Source organism: Pseudaeromonas pectinilytica, from assembly GCF_054780855.1.
Genome location: NZ_BAAGVN010000026.1, coordinates 84,407 through 97,857 on the forward strand (window position 1 = coordinate 84,407; position 13,451 = coordinate 97,857).

Consider the following 13,451-nt stretch of genomic DNA (forward strand, 5'->3'; position numbering starts at 1 on the left):
CAACTTCACCACTCACAAGCAAAAACTCTAATTGCCATGATAAGAGTCCATAAACCACTACAATCGGCGTGGGGCATGCTGGTATTATCAAGCGAGTCCAGTGAGAATAACATTCTGTTTATCAAAAAGATTTTATCCAGGAAGGAATATTTCATGAAGGTTTACACCTCGTCTTTGTTTTTGGTCGTCGTTTTGCTACTCGGTGGCTGTACCGCTATGACCTCGACAGGCATCAAAAACGTGGAGCAGGACGCTATCACCCAGACTTTGACCCAGGCTCAGATCGAAAAGGCCATTCTAACCGCGGGCGCGAAACGCAACTGGCAGATGAAGGTCGTATCTCCAGGGTTGATTCGCGGTGACCTGACCGTCCGGACTCATCAAGCGAGTATCGATATCCGATACAACGAGCGTAACTTTTCCATCACCTATGTCAGTAGCAATGGATTAGGCGCCGATGGTAACGGCAACATTCATCGTAGCTACAACAAGTGGGTTACCCTGCTGGACAGAACTATCCAGAAAGAACTGGCACTGACAAAAAATCCCTAATCCACTACATCAGCACAATCGCACCGCTCAAGGAGTCATCGTTGTCCCAGTTCACATCAGGCCCAGTGTTGTCTGCTCTGGATGCCATCACGGAGGCTCAGAAAATTGCCTTCGCCCCCATTCTGTTTCAAACGGCCTGGTGCCTGCGTGAAACCGGCTTGCTCGCCTTCTTTGATCAACACCCGGAGGGGGCCTCCACCGAAATGGCTGCCGCCGCCTGTGATTTGACCCCTTACGCCGCTGGCGTACTGCTCGATATGGGCGTCAGTGGAGCCATCATTTACACACACACCAATGGCTACAGCCTGAGCAAGGTCGGCCACTTCCTGCTGCACGACAAGATGACGCGGATCAATATGGAGTTTACCCAGAACGTCTGTTATCAGGCGATGGGCCATCTGCTGGAGTCGATCCGTGAGGGAAAACCGGCCGGACTCAAGGTGTTTGGCGATTGGGCGACCATCTACCCGGCGCTCAGTCAGCTGCCGGAGCCGGCCAAGACCAGCTGGTTCGACTTTGACCACTTCTATTCCGATAACGCCTTTGCCACCGCCCTGCCCCATGTGCAGGCGCTGCAACCCAAGCACCTCTACGATGTCGGCGGCAACACTGGCAAGTGGGCTCTGATGTGTGCCGCGGCCGACCCAGAGCTGCAGGTCACTCTGGTCGATCTGCCACAACAGCTGGCACTGGCCCAGGTCAACATCGAGGCCGCCGGACTAAGCGACCGAGTTCGCGGTCATGCCGCCGATCTGCTCCACGCCGAGACACTGCCGGGTGAAGCCGATGTCTGGTGGATGAGCCAGTTCCTCGACTGCTTCAGCGAAGAACAGGTGGTCACCATTCTGCGGCTGATCCGCCGCAGCATGAAGCCTGAAGCCCGAGTCTGCATTCTGGAGCTGTTCTGGGATCGCCAGCCCTTCGAGGCCGCTAGCTTCAGCCTGAATGCCACCTCGCTCTACTTCACCTGTCTCGCCAACGGCAACAGCCGCTTCTACCACTCCAAGGTAATGACGCGTTGTCTGCGCGAGGCCGGATTCAAGATCGATGACGAGATTGACCACATAGGGCGTGGTCACACCCTGCTCATCGCCTCGCCTTGCTGAGGCCTCGGGGCTAATGCTCCAGAGCTAATCGCCCCAAATCCTCAGGCGTCCGCGCTCTTTGACGGCGGGCGCAGGGCCTTGGCGCCGCGCTCGGCAATCTTTTTCAACACCCGCGAGACGGCGGTGAAGCCGAAGGTGGCGGTGACGACTGTGGTAGCGCCAAAGCCGGAGGCGCAATCCATCTTCAGGGTGCCATCGCTCTGGGCCTTGCTGAGACATACACCGCCCGCACCATCGGGATAGCGCAGCTGTTCGGTGGAAAACACGCAATCAACCCCGAATTTGCGTTGCGGATTCTTACTGAAGTTGTGCAGGCGCCGCAGCTCCCCTCGCACCTTGGCTGCGAGCGGATCCATGATGGTCTTGCTCAAATCGGCGATCTGGATCTGGGTCGGATCCATCTGCCCGCCCGCGCCACCCGCGACTATGATCGGGATCTTGCGATACTTGCAGAAGGCAATCAGCGAAACTTTGGCCTTGAGGCTGTCGATGGCATCGATGACATAGTCGAAGTCGTTGTGAATATGCTCGGCCATATTCTCGGCGGTGACAAAATCATCCACCACATGCACCTGGCACTCCGGATTGATGGCGCGAATGCGCTCGGCCATCACCTCGACCTTGAGCTCCCCCACCGTCTGCTGCAAGGCATGGATCTGGCGATTGCTGTTGGTGATGCAGATGTCATCCAGATCGATGAGGGTCAACTGGCCGATGCCGGAGCGCGCCAACGCCTCGGCAGCCCAGGAGCCGACCCCGCCGATGCCGACCACACAGACATGAGCGGCGGCAAATTGCGTCAGGGCCTGTTGGCCATATAGGCGGGCTATGCCCCCAAAGCGTTGTTGGTATTCCGGACTCATGACTTCCTCAATGGCAGGGGGTGAGCTGACGAGCTGTCACTCAGCGGCGGCATTATAGCAAGCGCAACGCGGAACCCAAATCAGGCCCGAGAGAGCCCGAAACCCGCAGAATGGATTACACTCAAAGCAACCGCCGCTCACTATGAGGCTGATGGCATGCTGCAAGGACTACCTGGCATCCTCAATTGCGCCGAGATGCACTTCATCGCGCAACCGATCTTGCATCGCGGAGGCGAGTTGTTCGGGCATGAACTGTTGCTGCGATTCAAGCAGTATGCCGACCCACAGGCGCTGCTCAAGATCGTCAAGCATCTGGATCTACGGCATGCGCTGGATCTGCAAGTCTGTCAGATGGCAACCGAGCTCAGCGCCATCAAACCGGATACCGGCTGTTGGTTATTGAACCTGTACGCCGAATCGCTCCCCAAGGCCGACATTCAACTGGCGTTAGAAACACTGGTTGAAACTCTGCAACCGGCAGCCTTATGGCTACACGTACTGGAGCTGGATCAGACTCAGGATATGCCCCTTCTGCGCAATGCCATGCGCCGCCTGCACGATGCCAACATCAATTTTGCGCTGGATATTGGCGATCTGGAGCACCCCTACAGTCAATTCCTGCCCTTCGATCTGCTGCGCATGAATGTGGCCGAGATCCAGCACCCACGCTGGAGCCAATGTCTGGAGGAGGCTAGGCTGCGCAATATCCCGTTACTCGCCTATCGAGTCGAGAATGAAGCCCAGGTTCATGCGCTGAGTCAACAACGGATTGACTATCTGCAAGGCTATGCAGTGCGCGATATCATCACCTTGGAAATACCTCGTTATACGGTGTAACCAGTTTTCATCGCAGCCACCGCGCCTCGTTCGAGAATTTACAGTCGCCATCGGCTGGGGCAGAATAGCCACCCGAATACTCCGGTCATCGGTTCGCCATCGACCTTCGTCAACTGCAAGGACTCCATCATGAGTGAATTGCTGTCCCAGCAAACTCCTGCTGTCTCTATCGTTATCCCAGCCAAGAATGAAACAGACAATATTCGTCCTTTGATCGCCGAAATTCAGGCGGCGATGGACGATCGTTACAGCTATGAACTCATCTATATCGATGATGGCAGCACCGATACCACCTGGGATGAACTGCAGGCCCTGCGCGCGAGCGGATTTGACCGCCTGAAGCTGATCCGTCACCAACAGAGTGTGGGTCAGAGCCTGGCCATCATCAGCGGTGCCTGGGTGGCTCGAGGGGAATGGCTGGTGGTCCTGGATGCCGATGGCCAGAACGATCCGGCGGATATTCCCGGCATGCTGGATGCCGTGCAGGCGGCCCGGGCGCAGGACAGCCGGGTTTGGGGGGTGATCGGTCATCGCGTGAACCGCCGGGATGACTGGGTCAAACGCCTCTCCTCCAAGGTGGCCAACGGCTTCCGCGACTGCATGCTCCGCGATGGCATACCGGATACCGGCTGTGGCCTGAAAGCTGTACTACGCGAGCGCTACCTGCGTCTGCCGTCGTTCAACCATATGCATCGCTATATTCCCACCCTAATCCAGGCCCAAGGCGGCATCATGCGGGTACATCCGGTCAACCACAGGCCGCGGATGGCCGGCACCTCCAACTATGGCGTCTGGAACCGGTTATGGGTCGGTCTGGTGGATGTGCTCGGTGTCTGGTGGCTGAAGCGCCGCGCCAAAGTAGTACAAATTCGGGACTACCAAGCATGAACTGGCTGGATATGCCCATCACCTGGTTGTTCTGGACCGGGATCCACATCACCGGCTGGAAACTCATCGGTTATACTGGTGCCCTGATGTTTGGCGGCCGCTGGCTGGTGCAATTTGTCGCCTCCAAGCGCGCCGGCAAACCGGTGATCCCGCGCCTGTTCTGGTACATGAGCGTGGTCGGTAGCCTGATGACGCTGAGCTATTTCCTGTTTTCCGCCAAACAGGATTCAGTCGGTGTGCTGCAGAACCTGTTTCCGGCTTTTACCGCGCTCTATAGTCTCTATCTGGATATCAAACACCGTGGTTGGCACCGGGATCTGGCGGGGCACTAACACCTGCTTGCCGGATCACCATCCGGCATCCTCTGTCACCGCTGGCTTCTCAAGGATCCGCTATGTTGACCGATCAGCACACCCTGCACGGGCCCAACTCCGAACGCCAAGCCTTCTGGTTACTCTTGTTACTCGGCCTCATCATTCTCGGTGCCGGTCTGGGACTGCGTGACCCCTGGCCCGCCGATGAGCCCCGTTTTGCTCTGGTTGCCAAACAGATGGTGGAGTCCGGGCAATGGTTGTTTCCGTTCCGCGGTGGTGAAATCTACCCCGATAAACCGCCGATGTTCATGTGGGCCATAGCCCTCTTTTATCAGCTGACCGGTTCGATGCGCGTAGCCTTTCTGCTACCCAGTCTACTGGCGGGCCTAGGCTCTCTGGCTCTGGTGTTCGATATCGCCCGTCGGGTCTGGGATCCGCGCACCGCGTTTCGCGCCGGACTGCTACTGCTGTTTACGGTCCAGTTCACGGTACAGGCCAAGCTGGCCCAGATCGATGCGCTAGTCACCTTCTGCATTACCCTGGGGCTGTATGGTTTCCTGCGTTTTTTGCTATGCGGGGGGGAGTGGCGCTGGTACTACCTGGGCTGGTTTGCCGCCGGTTTAGGCATCATCACCAAAGGCGTAGGCATTCTGGCGGCGCTGGTGCTGATCCCGGCACTCTGGACCCATCGCCACAGCATTTGCTCCGCACCACGGAGCGCCTGGCTCAAAGCTCTGGTCGGTCCACTGTTTATGGGGCTGGCCATCGCCCTGTGGTTGGTCCCCATGGTGCTGACCGTCGCCGCCAGCCATGACGCCAGCTTCGAGGCCTACCGCAATAACATTTTGTTCCGGCAAACGGTGACCCGCTATGCCAATGCCTGGCACCACGTCAAACCTTTCTGGTACTACCTGACCGAGGTAGTGCCAGCCTTCTGGCTGCCGCTCTCGCTGTTGCTGCCCTGGATTATCTGGCAATGCCGGGAGGCGTTCCGTCAGGGTAATAAGGCGGTGATCCTGCTGGTTGGCTATCTGGTGCTGATGCTCTGCTTCTTCTCCTTTTCACCCGGCAAACGCGGGGTCTACATCACGCCGGGGACTCCAGCTCTGGCACTGCTGGCCGCACCCTGGCTGCCTTTGCTGCTGGAGCGTCGCTGGCCCCGTCGTTTGTTGCAGGGCCTGGGTTGGTTGGTCAGTGGCTTGTTCCTCATCGTCGCCATCGCCCTGCTGATCAGCCCTAAACTAGCGGCCAAAACTGCCGAGCTGGGCAGTAATCCCTGGTTGCTGGCGTTGTCGGTCGGGCTGTGCAGCCTGCTGGTGAATACTCTGTTGCACCGGGCGCCGCTCAGTGCAGTACTCGGCACTCTGAGCGTGGTCTGGCTGCATTACAGCCTGTGGGCCTACCCACTGATGAACGATGTGCGTACCCCACGCGGCATCATGAGCGAGGTCAGCACCCAGGTTCCGGCCCAGGATGAGCTGTTGATCGTCAAGTTCCGCGAGCAGTTCCTGCTGTTTGCCGATCGCCCCATCCAGCACTGGTCCTATCAGGCTGAGAACAAGGCCCAGATCCAGGCCAGTGCCCACTGGATACAAGGTGCGCCGAACCGCTGGTTACTGGCCCCGGCCAGTATGCTGGATCCCTGTTTCGACCCGGCCAAGGGCCAAGCGTTGGGGTTGCGTCACGGCGAAGTCTGGACTCTGTATCGCATCGACGCTCTGCGTCCGGTCTGCCAGCAAGCGACCGCCGAACTCAGCTCTTACCGTTATGTGCCCCAGCACGGCTACCAATAAGCGAGACCCATGATGAAGATATTGATCACCGGCGCCGCCGGATTTATCGGCTTCCATGTTGCCGAACGCCTGCTGGCCCAGGGTCACGACGTGGTCGGCATCGACAATCTGAATGACTATTACGACGTCAACCTCAAGCGAGCACGGCTGGCCCGCATCGAGACCCAACCCAACTTCCGCTTTCTCAAGCTGGAGTTGGCAGATCGGGCGGCAATGGCCGAGCTGTTTGCCCGCGAGCGGTTCGAGCGGGTCATCCATCTGGGGGCTCAGGCCGGGGTGCGTTACTCCATCGACAACCCGCACGCCTATGCCGATGCCAATCTGGTGGGGCATCTCAACGTGCTCGAAGGCTGCCGCCAGAATGGCGTCGGTCATCTGCTCTACGCCTCATCGAGCTCTGTGTATGGCCTGAACCGCAAGACGCCGTTCTCCACCAGCGATAGCGTCGATCATCCGGTCTCGCTGTATGCGGCCACCAAGAAAGCCAACGAGCTGATGAGCCACAGTTACGCCCATCTGTATGATCTGCCGACCACAGGGCTGCGCTTTTTCACCGTCTACGGCCCCTGGGGCCGCCCGGATATGGCGCTGTTCAAGTTCACCCAGGCGATCCTCGATGGCAAACCCATCGACGTCTACAACCAGGGCGATATGCGCCGTGACTTCACCTATATCGACGATATCGCCGAGGCGGTGGTGCGTCTGACCGAGGTGATCCCGACGCGCAATCCTGCTTGGACGGTAGAAACCGGCACCCCGGCCGAGAGCAGCGCCCCCTACCGGGTCTACAACATCGGCAATAGCCAACCGGTGCAGTTGACCGAATTTATCCACCAGCTGGAACAGGCGCTGGGAGTCACGGCACAGATGAATTTGCTACCGATGCAGCCGGGAGATGTGCTGGAAACCAGCGCCGATACCTCGGCCCTGGAAGCCGCAATCGGCTTCAAACCACGAACTGATTTGAAGGTTGGGCTGGAGAAATTTGTGGGGTGGTATCGCAGGTTCTACCTAACAAAGTAAGCCCCCAAACAAGAACGCCTCCCAATGGAGGCGTTCTTGTTTAAAGCACATTACAGTGCATTCATGATGCAGAGGTAACTCCATCGAAGCTAGGACCAATGCCGTTCTGAGTGTCACTTGCGACATCACCCAGCTCGATTAGCTCTGGTGCCTGCCATGTTTTTACGTTTTGAATGTCCTTTTGATTCTGCATGAATCTCTCCTTGGGTATATATAAAGTCTTTCAACGCCGGATCGAAATTGGCTACAGGTTATCAGCTCATCGCGTTTCGGCACCAGAGGGCATCGTCAAATTTGTAACAATTGATTATCATCTGCCGCTGATGTTCTCTCGAGCCCTGCCCTATGTCTGACCAAAACCCAGCACTGCCCTTCCCCCTGCAACTGGCGCGCCTCTGTGCCTGGCGTCCGCTGGAGACCGGGGCGCGCGACCGGCAACTGGCCGAACTCGCTAGCGAACCCCAGAACTTGGATGCCAACTGGCGTTATCTGCAGGATCACCGGCTCTGGGGATTGGCGGCAGAAACCTTGGGCGAGCGCTGGGGCGCACATTTTTTGGGGCCACATTGGCAAGCCTTGCAACAACGAGCCCGGCAACAGAAGCTGAGCCTGCTGAAACTGGCCGCCATGCAGCAACGACTGGAACAGGCCTTTGCCCAGGCCAGGCTCGCTTTGCGCGTGTTGAAGGGGCCAGGTTTGAGTCAGCGACTCTACGGCGATGCCACCGTACGTCATAGCAAGGATCTGGATCTGCTGGTCCCTGTGGACCAGCTCTGGCAAGCCTGCGGGTTGCTGCAACACCAAGGCTTTGTGCTGCAAGATACTCCACCCTTACAGACCGAAAATCGCCGTCTGATCGCCCGCCATTACTGGCATCTGACCCTGTTGCACCCCCAGCATCAGGTACTGGTGGAGCTGCACTGGCGTTTCGAGCCGGTACAGGCGCCCAGCCGCGAGCCGCTGTGGCCGGAGCAATTTGCCGTGAACCGGGTCGATGAGGCGGAATTTCTCTATCTTATCCATCACGGTAGCCGTCATCACTGGTTCCGCTTGAAATGGCTCGGCGACATTCTGGCCATCAGCGAGCGCCAACCCAACCTGTGGCAGAGTTGCCAGCCATTGGCTGAAATTTTAGGCCTGCAAAATGCGCTGGTGCAGGCAGTAACTTTGATCCAGTGGTTGTGGCCGGAACAGATGACAGCAGCCATGCAGACCATTCGACAACAAGAAAGCTCCGGAGCCCGTCTGATGGCCTTGGAGGCCCGTCGCTATCTGCTGGCCCACGACTATCCGGAGCTCAAGGGTAAAAGTCTGCTCTCCGACCGGTGGCGGATGCACTATTACCAGTGGCAGCTTAACGCCCGTTACCAGCCACGGGAGCGCTGGCTCAATCTACGGGATCGGCTGATGTACGCCCCGTGCGACATCGAGCAGTTGCAGTTGCCTGCCCACCGGCACTGGTGCTACCCGCTGCTGCGCTTGCCCTTACTGGCTCGCCGCTGGTGGATAGCCCGGACGGATTTAAAGGCGGTGCGTCACGGATGAAATCTTTGCTCAGCGCATTCCGCACCTATCGCAGACTCTCGCCGCTAAGGCGTCGAGAAGCCTGGCAGTTGCTGCTGGCTCTCGCCCGGGCACGCTGGCAGGTACGGGGCCTGCCGATTCAGCAGCTCTTCGGGCAATTACCACGGGGATATCCGCTATCTCAGAGCCTTGAGCTGCGCGAGATACGCCAGCTGAGCCGGCGACTACAACGACTGGCTGGCTGGGTGCCCTGGCGCGCCAAGTGCCTCGAGCAATCCTTGGTGATGAGCCAGCAGTTGGCCGCCCAAGGTATCCCCTATCAGCTCTGTATCGGCGTGAAACGCGGTGAGCAGCAAGCCTTTACTGCCCACGCCTGGATCCTGGTGGCAGGCGAGGTGGTACACGGTGGCCCCGTGCACACCTACGCCCTGATTAGTCAGCACGCCAGTCATTCGTCGCCCTAGGTGGTGATTGTTAACCCAACGCTTCGTAACTCGCAGCATCCTCTTTGGGCTCTGACCAGGCCGCGGCATAGCGGCCGCCTTGAGCCACCAGGCTGGCATGGCTGCCCTGTTCGACGATCTGACCTTCTTCCAGCACCAGGATCCGATCCGCCTGTCGTGCTGCACTGAATCTGTGGGTCACGAGCAGTATGGTGCGTCCCTGAGCCCACTGGCGCAACCGGGCAAACCAATCCATTTCCGACCAGCCATCCAGAGCACTGGTCGGTTCATCCAGCAAAATAATCTCGCACTCCCCCAGTAGCACCCGAGCCAGACACAACCGCTGCCACTCACCACCACTGAGATCGACACCGCCAAACAATCGTCCTAGCCTGGTGTGCAGTCCTGCGGACAAATCGTGTATCAGGCTCTCCACACCCGCGGCTTGCAGTGCAGGCTGACAGGCATCCAGCTCCAATTCACGATCCAGCAGCAGGTTATCCTGCACTGTGCCCTGGAAACGGCTCGGCTCCTGTAACATCAAGCCAATCCGCTGCTGACGCTCTTCGGCCGTGAACTGATCCAATCGCTGCCCCTGCAACCAGATGGCACCACTATCCGGGTGATAGAGGCCCGCCAACAGTTTGAGCACTGTGGATTTTCCAGCACCATTGCCACCCACCAGCGCACAAATCTCGCCGCGTGGAACCGACCAGGAGAACTCCTGTAGCGAAGCCTGGGAGGCCCCCTCATAACGAAAGCTCACCCGATCAAAACAGATTGCCGCATCGACATCCGGACAGAGTGCCGATTGTGGGCGAGAAGAAACTGGATAGCTCGGCGGCCGCAGCAGGAAATCTCGCACCTCATGGAGAAACAGGCCGGCACGTGCCACCCGGATGGCGCTATCCACTAACTGGCCCAGCATGCGGATCGCCAACCACAGGGTTTGGACCCAAATCACCAGATCCGCAACCGAGGTTTGCCCAGACTTCCAGCTCTGATAGAGACGGCCAGCGGTCCATAGCAGGCCACAACCCAGCAACAAGGCGCCGAGTAAATTGACCCACCAGCCCTGATTGTCCAGCCGCCGCTGCATCTGCTGCTGAGCCTGCTGGGCCTTCAAGAATCGCTGCCGGAAATATTCCCCCAGACCGAACAAACGCAAATCGGCGGCATGCAAACGGTCGGTCAGTACATAACTCAAGTAATTGGCTTGACGCTGCAGCTGGCTAAAACGCTGGTGATGCTCGACCCGTCGCAACGCATGCCACAGCCCGACTACCAATGCCAAACATGCTGCCAATCCCAAGCCAAGCAGAATATCGGGACGGTAATAGAAGATGCCACCGGCAATCAGTGTCAAAAATAGTCCGCCATGAACCAGTTGCCCCAGATGCTCCACCAGCAGCAGCGGCTGACTCAGCAAATCAGCCCGCACCCTATGGATGCGATCATAGGTAGCACGCCGATCCAGTAATTCGAAAGGCAGAGCCGTGACCACCTGATGCAACTGATCCTGCATCCGGATCTGGAATTGCTCGGCCAAGCGACCATGGAGCCACTGTTTGCTTTGATTCAACAGCGGTAACAGCACGAAAGAGAGCGCCAGCACGGCCATCAGCGGCAGCAAGCCATCCTGTTGGCCCTGCTGAAGTTGTTGCAATAGCCGATGCAGCAACGCCAGCACCGCAAAAGGTGCCGCCGCCGATAGGAACAGTAAGCCCAGCCAGCCCCATAACCAGCGGGAACCCGCCAACTGCAGCTGGCGGATCCCCCAGCCACAATCGATGAACCATTCGCGCAATCGCTGGGGCATCAATCCGCCTGCCGAATCAATAAACCCACCGCCAGCAAGCGTTCGATAAAGGGCGCGGAATCCTGTCGGCATTGTGCTTCGGCAATCCCGTACTCCGCCGCCAATTGACCATACAGGGAGTCCTCCTCCTGAGGCGCTTCCAGTAATTGCCAGATGGCCAGTCCGCTATCCTTCAGGCTGTAGTACTTGCCGGTCTCCAAATCCATAAACACCTGCTCACCATTCAACTCGGTGCTCGGCACGGCCGGATTACGTTGCAACTTCATCTATGTCTCCTGTGACAAACCATGACGGGATAGACATCCCACTATTCCCTCATGCCAGGCAAGAGAGCATGCCCATAGCTGGCGCAGATTCACCCCCTTCCGCTATGATGCCGGCTCATACTAACGAGCCCACATTCTGTTAACAATGTTTGCCTTCTTGCATCATATCCGCTCGACTCTTGAACCCGCCCTGCGCCAGCAGCTGACTTTGCTGTTTGCAAAACGCGGTCCGCTGCAGCAACGACTGGACGAAGCGGAAAACACGGCGTTGTTTGCCGCAGTACAGCACAGCGAATGGGACGATCCGCGACAAGCCCGGATTTATGAATCGGATGAGTGGCTGATAGCCGCCTGGGCGCGGCTGGATCAGCCTGAAAAATTGGTGCAGCAACTGGGAATAGTCACTGGCGAAATACCCGATGCCGAGCTGATCGGCCACTATTGGGCCCGTTTCGGCGCGGAAGGACTGCCCTCGATCTATGGGGATTTCTCCTTCGCGGCCTGGCATCGCCGCGACCGGACACTGCATCTGGTGGTGGATCATCTCGGCAGCCAACCGCTGTTTTACTATCAAAACGCCGAGGTGTTGCTGGCCAGCCCACTGCGCCAGGCCCTGCTGTTGCATCCGCAAGTACCAAAACAGCTCAATCCGCGCACACTCGCCGAGCTGGTGACAGCCCATATGCCTGAGGGCGACCCCTGGTCTGCATTGCAACATGTGCCGGGCGGGCATAGGGTCATATTGCAAGCCGGAGCCGAGCCCCGTCTTGAGCGCTGGTGGCACCCATCACTGCAGCACAACCTCTATTACCGCAATCCCCAAGCCTACGCCGACGAGGCTCAGGCGCTGTTTGCCCAGGCGATGCAACATCTGCTGCGCGGTAGACAACCCATAGCCAGCACCCTCTCCGGCGGATTAGATTCGTCTCTGGCCACGGCCTATGCCGCCGAGATCCTGGCGCAGCGAGGACAAACTCTCGACAGTTACACCTCGGTACCCCAACCAGGCGATTACCAGCATATTCAGCGTGCTAATTGGGATCTGGACGAGTGGTCCCTGACTCAGGAGTTGGCCAAACGGTATCCGAATATTCGCCACCATGCCGTACAGGCCGATAACACCAGCCTGCTGGGGAAACTGAGCCAGCAACAGCAGGGCAGCTGGAATCCGCTGCGTAACTGTGCCAACTACAACTGGCTGGAGCAGATATATAGTCGCGCCCAAGATCAAGGCTGCGCACTCCTGCTGACCGGTGGCAAAGGTAATGCCTCCTTAAGCTATGCAGGAACTGGCGGTTTGGCGCGTTTGCTACCCCGCGGTCTGCTGGGATGGGCTTGGCAACATCTTCGCGCCAAACCACTGACACCACGCCAATGGTTGGGGCAACTAGCCGAGCTGTGCGGAGTGGCGGCACCGCTGCGCCAATTGCATTCCCGACAACCACGGACCCAGATCCCGGATGGCATCAATCCCGAATGGTTGAATTCGCGCTGGCGGCAGGAGGTGGATTTTCACTTTCCAACCCAATCCTCCCGGAAATGGAGCAGTCGGGTCCAATTTCTGACCAAACCTCGTCCTGTGTATGGTCCTAATCCCCTGTGGCAGTTTGATCTGCTTACCGTCGATCCCTTTGCCGATCGCGCTCTGATCGAGCTGCTGCTGCGTTATCCGCCAGAAGCCTATATCGGAATGGGTTATCCACGTCTGCTGGCCCGATTGGCCGGTGAGGGACGGGTACCCGACAGCATCCGCTGGCGCACCCAGCGAGGCGAGCAAGCACCCGACGAAGGATTCTGGATCCAACGGGATGGGGAACACTATCGGCAGATCTGGGCTAGGTTACGCAACATCCCTGCGGTCGCCGAGCTATTTGATCTGCACACTATCGATGCGTTGGTGGCGGACACCACTGGTCGATCGGTTCCTCGCCTCCAGAGCAGCAGTCTGCACCGGATCCTCGACATCGCCCTGTTTATCGAGCAAAGCCAGCAACGCTGGGATGCCGAACTGGATTATTAAGGA

14 protein-coding genes are annotated in these 13,451 nt (G+C 58.2%); 10 read left to right on the forward strand and 4 right to left on the reverse strand.

Features of this window, described 5'->3' with window-relative positions:
* The first annotated feature begins 153 nt into the window (after positions 1 to 153).
* Both ACYVG7_RS02415 and ACYVG7_RS02420 read left to right on the forward strand, forming a co-directional pair.
* Positions 154 to 552, forward strand: a complete 399-nt coding sequence (locus tag ACYVG7_RS02415) for a hypothetical protein (protein WP_460881654.1) — start codon at positions 154 to 156, stop codon at positions 550 to 552.
* A 41-nt stretch (positions 553 to 593) separates the two neighbouring features.
* Positions 594 to 1,658 carry a methyltransferase gene (locus tag ACYVG7_RS02420; protein WP_460881655.1) on the forward strand — a complete coding sequence of 355 codons (1,065 nt, stop codon included), beginning with the start codon at positions 594 to 596 and terminating at the stop codon, positions 1,656 to 1,658.
* A gap of 41 nt (positions 1,659 to 1,699) precedes the next feature.
* On the opposite strand, the gene tcdA is transcribed toward ACYVG7_RS02420, so the two are convergent.
* The gene (tcdA, locus tag ACYVG7_RS02425) at positions 1,700 to 2,521 is read right to left on the reverse strand and encodes a tRNA cyclic N6-threonylcarbamoyladenosine(37) synthase TcdA (protein ID WP_460881656.1); all 822 of its coding nucleotides are present in this window, start codon (positions 2,519 to 2,521) and stop codon (positions 1,700 to 1,702) included.
* Positions 2,522 to 2,677: 156 nt separating this feature from the next.
* On the opposite strand from tcdA, the gene ACYVG7_RS02430 reads away from it, so the two are divergent.
* The 5 genes from ACYVG7_RS02430 (at position 2,678) to ACYVG7_RS02450 (ending at position 7,376) form a co-directional block, all read left to right on the forward strand.
* Entirely contained in the window at positions 2,678 to 3,358 is a 681-nt protein-coding gene (locus ACYVG7_RS02430) for an EAL domain-containing protein (RefSeq protein ID WP_460881657.1), read from the forward strand.
* A gap of 129 nt (positions 3,359 to 3,487) precedes the next feature.
* Positions 3,488 to 4,246, forward strand: a complete 759-nt coding sequence (locus ACYVG7_RS02435; protein WP_460881658.1) for a glycosyltransferase — start codon at positions 3,488 to 3,490, stop codon at positions 4,244 to 4,246.
* A complete protein-coding gene (locus ACYVG7_RS02440) occupies positions 4,243 to 4,578 on the forward strand; it encodes a lipid-A-disaccharide synthase N-terminal domain-containing protein (RefSeq protein ID WP_460881659.1) in 336 nt (111 codons plus the stop codon). The genes ACYVG7_RS02435 and ACYVG7_RS02440 overlap by 4 nt, the downstream gene beginning before the upstream one ends.
* Positions 4,579 to 4,640: 62 nt before the next feature.
* On the forward strand, positions 4,641 to 6,353 hold the full coding sequence (locus ACYVG7_RS02445; protein ID WP_460881660.1) for an ArnT family glycosyltransferase: 1,713 nt from the start codon (positions 4,641 to 4,643) through the stop codon (positions 6,351 to 6,353).
* A gap of 12 nt (positions 6,354 to 6,365) precedes the next feature.
* Entirely contained in the window at positions 6,366 to 7,376 is a 1,011-nt protein-coding gene (locus ACYVG7_RS02450; RefSeq protein ID WP_460881726.1) for an NAD-dependent epimerase, read from the forward strand.
* A 61-nt stretch (positions 7,377 to 7,437) separates the two neighbouring features.
* Here the strand turns inward: ACYVG7_RS02450 and ACYVG7_RS02455 are convergent, their stop codons facing one another.
* Entirely contained in the window at positions 7,438 to 7,569 is a 132-nt protein-coding gene (locus tag ACYVG7_RS02455; protein ID WP_460881661.1) for a lasso RiPP family leader peptide-containing protein, read from the reverse strand.
* A gap of 152 nt (positions 7,570 to 7,721) precedes the next feature.
* Here ACYVG7_RS02455 and ACYVG7_RS02460 point away from each other — a divergent pair, with 152 nt between their 5' ends.
* Entirely contained in the window at positions 7,722 to 8,921 is a 1,200-nt protein-coding gene (locus ACYVG7_RS02460) for a nucleotidyltransferase family protein (RefSeq protein WP_460881662.1), read from the forward strand.
* The gene (locus ACYVG7_RS02465; protein WP_460881663.1) at positions 8,918 to 9,364 is read left to right on the forward strand and encodes a lasso peptide biosynthesis B2 protein; all 447 of its coding nucleotides are present in this window, start codon (positions 8,918 to 8,920) and stop codon (positions 9,362 to 9,364) included. Before ACYVG7_RS02460 ends, ACYVG7_RS02465 begins: the two co-directional genes overlap by 4 nt.
* A 10-nt stretch (positions 9,365 to 9,374) precedes the next feature.
* On the opposite strand, the gene ACYVG7_RS02470 is transcribed toward ACYVG7_RS02465, so the two are convergent.
* Positions 9,375 to 11,162, reverse strand: coding sequence for an ABC transporter ATP-binding protein (locus ACYVG7_RS02470; protein WP_460881664.1), 1,788 nt, complete (start codon positions 11,160 to 11,162; stop codon positions 9,375 to 9,377).
* Positions 11,162 to 11,428, reverse strand: coding sequence for a PqqD family protein (locus tag ACYVG7_RS02475; RefSeq protein WP_460881665.1), 267 nt, complete (start codon positions 11,426 to 11,428; stop codon positions 11,162 to 11,164). Before ACYVG7_RS02475 ends, ACYVG7_RS02470 begins: the two co-directional genes overlap by 1 nt.
* Positions 11,429 to 11,585: 157 nt before the next feature.
* On the opposite strand from ACYVG7_RS02475, the gene ACYVG7_RS02480 reads away from it, so the two are divergent.
* Positions 11,586 to 13,448 (forward strand): asparagine synthase-related protein, encoded by a 1,863-nt coding sequence (locus ACYVG7_RS02480; protein ID WP_460881666.1) that lies wholly within the window; start codon positions 11,586 to 11,588, stop codon positions 13,446 to 13,448.
* Positions 13,449 to 13,451: the final 3 nt, after the last annotated feature.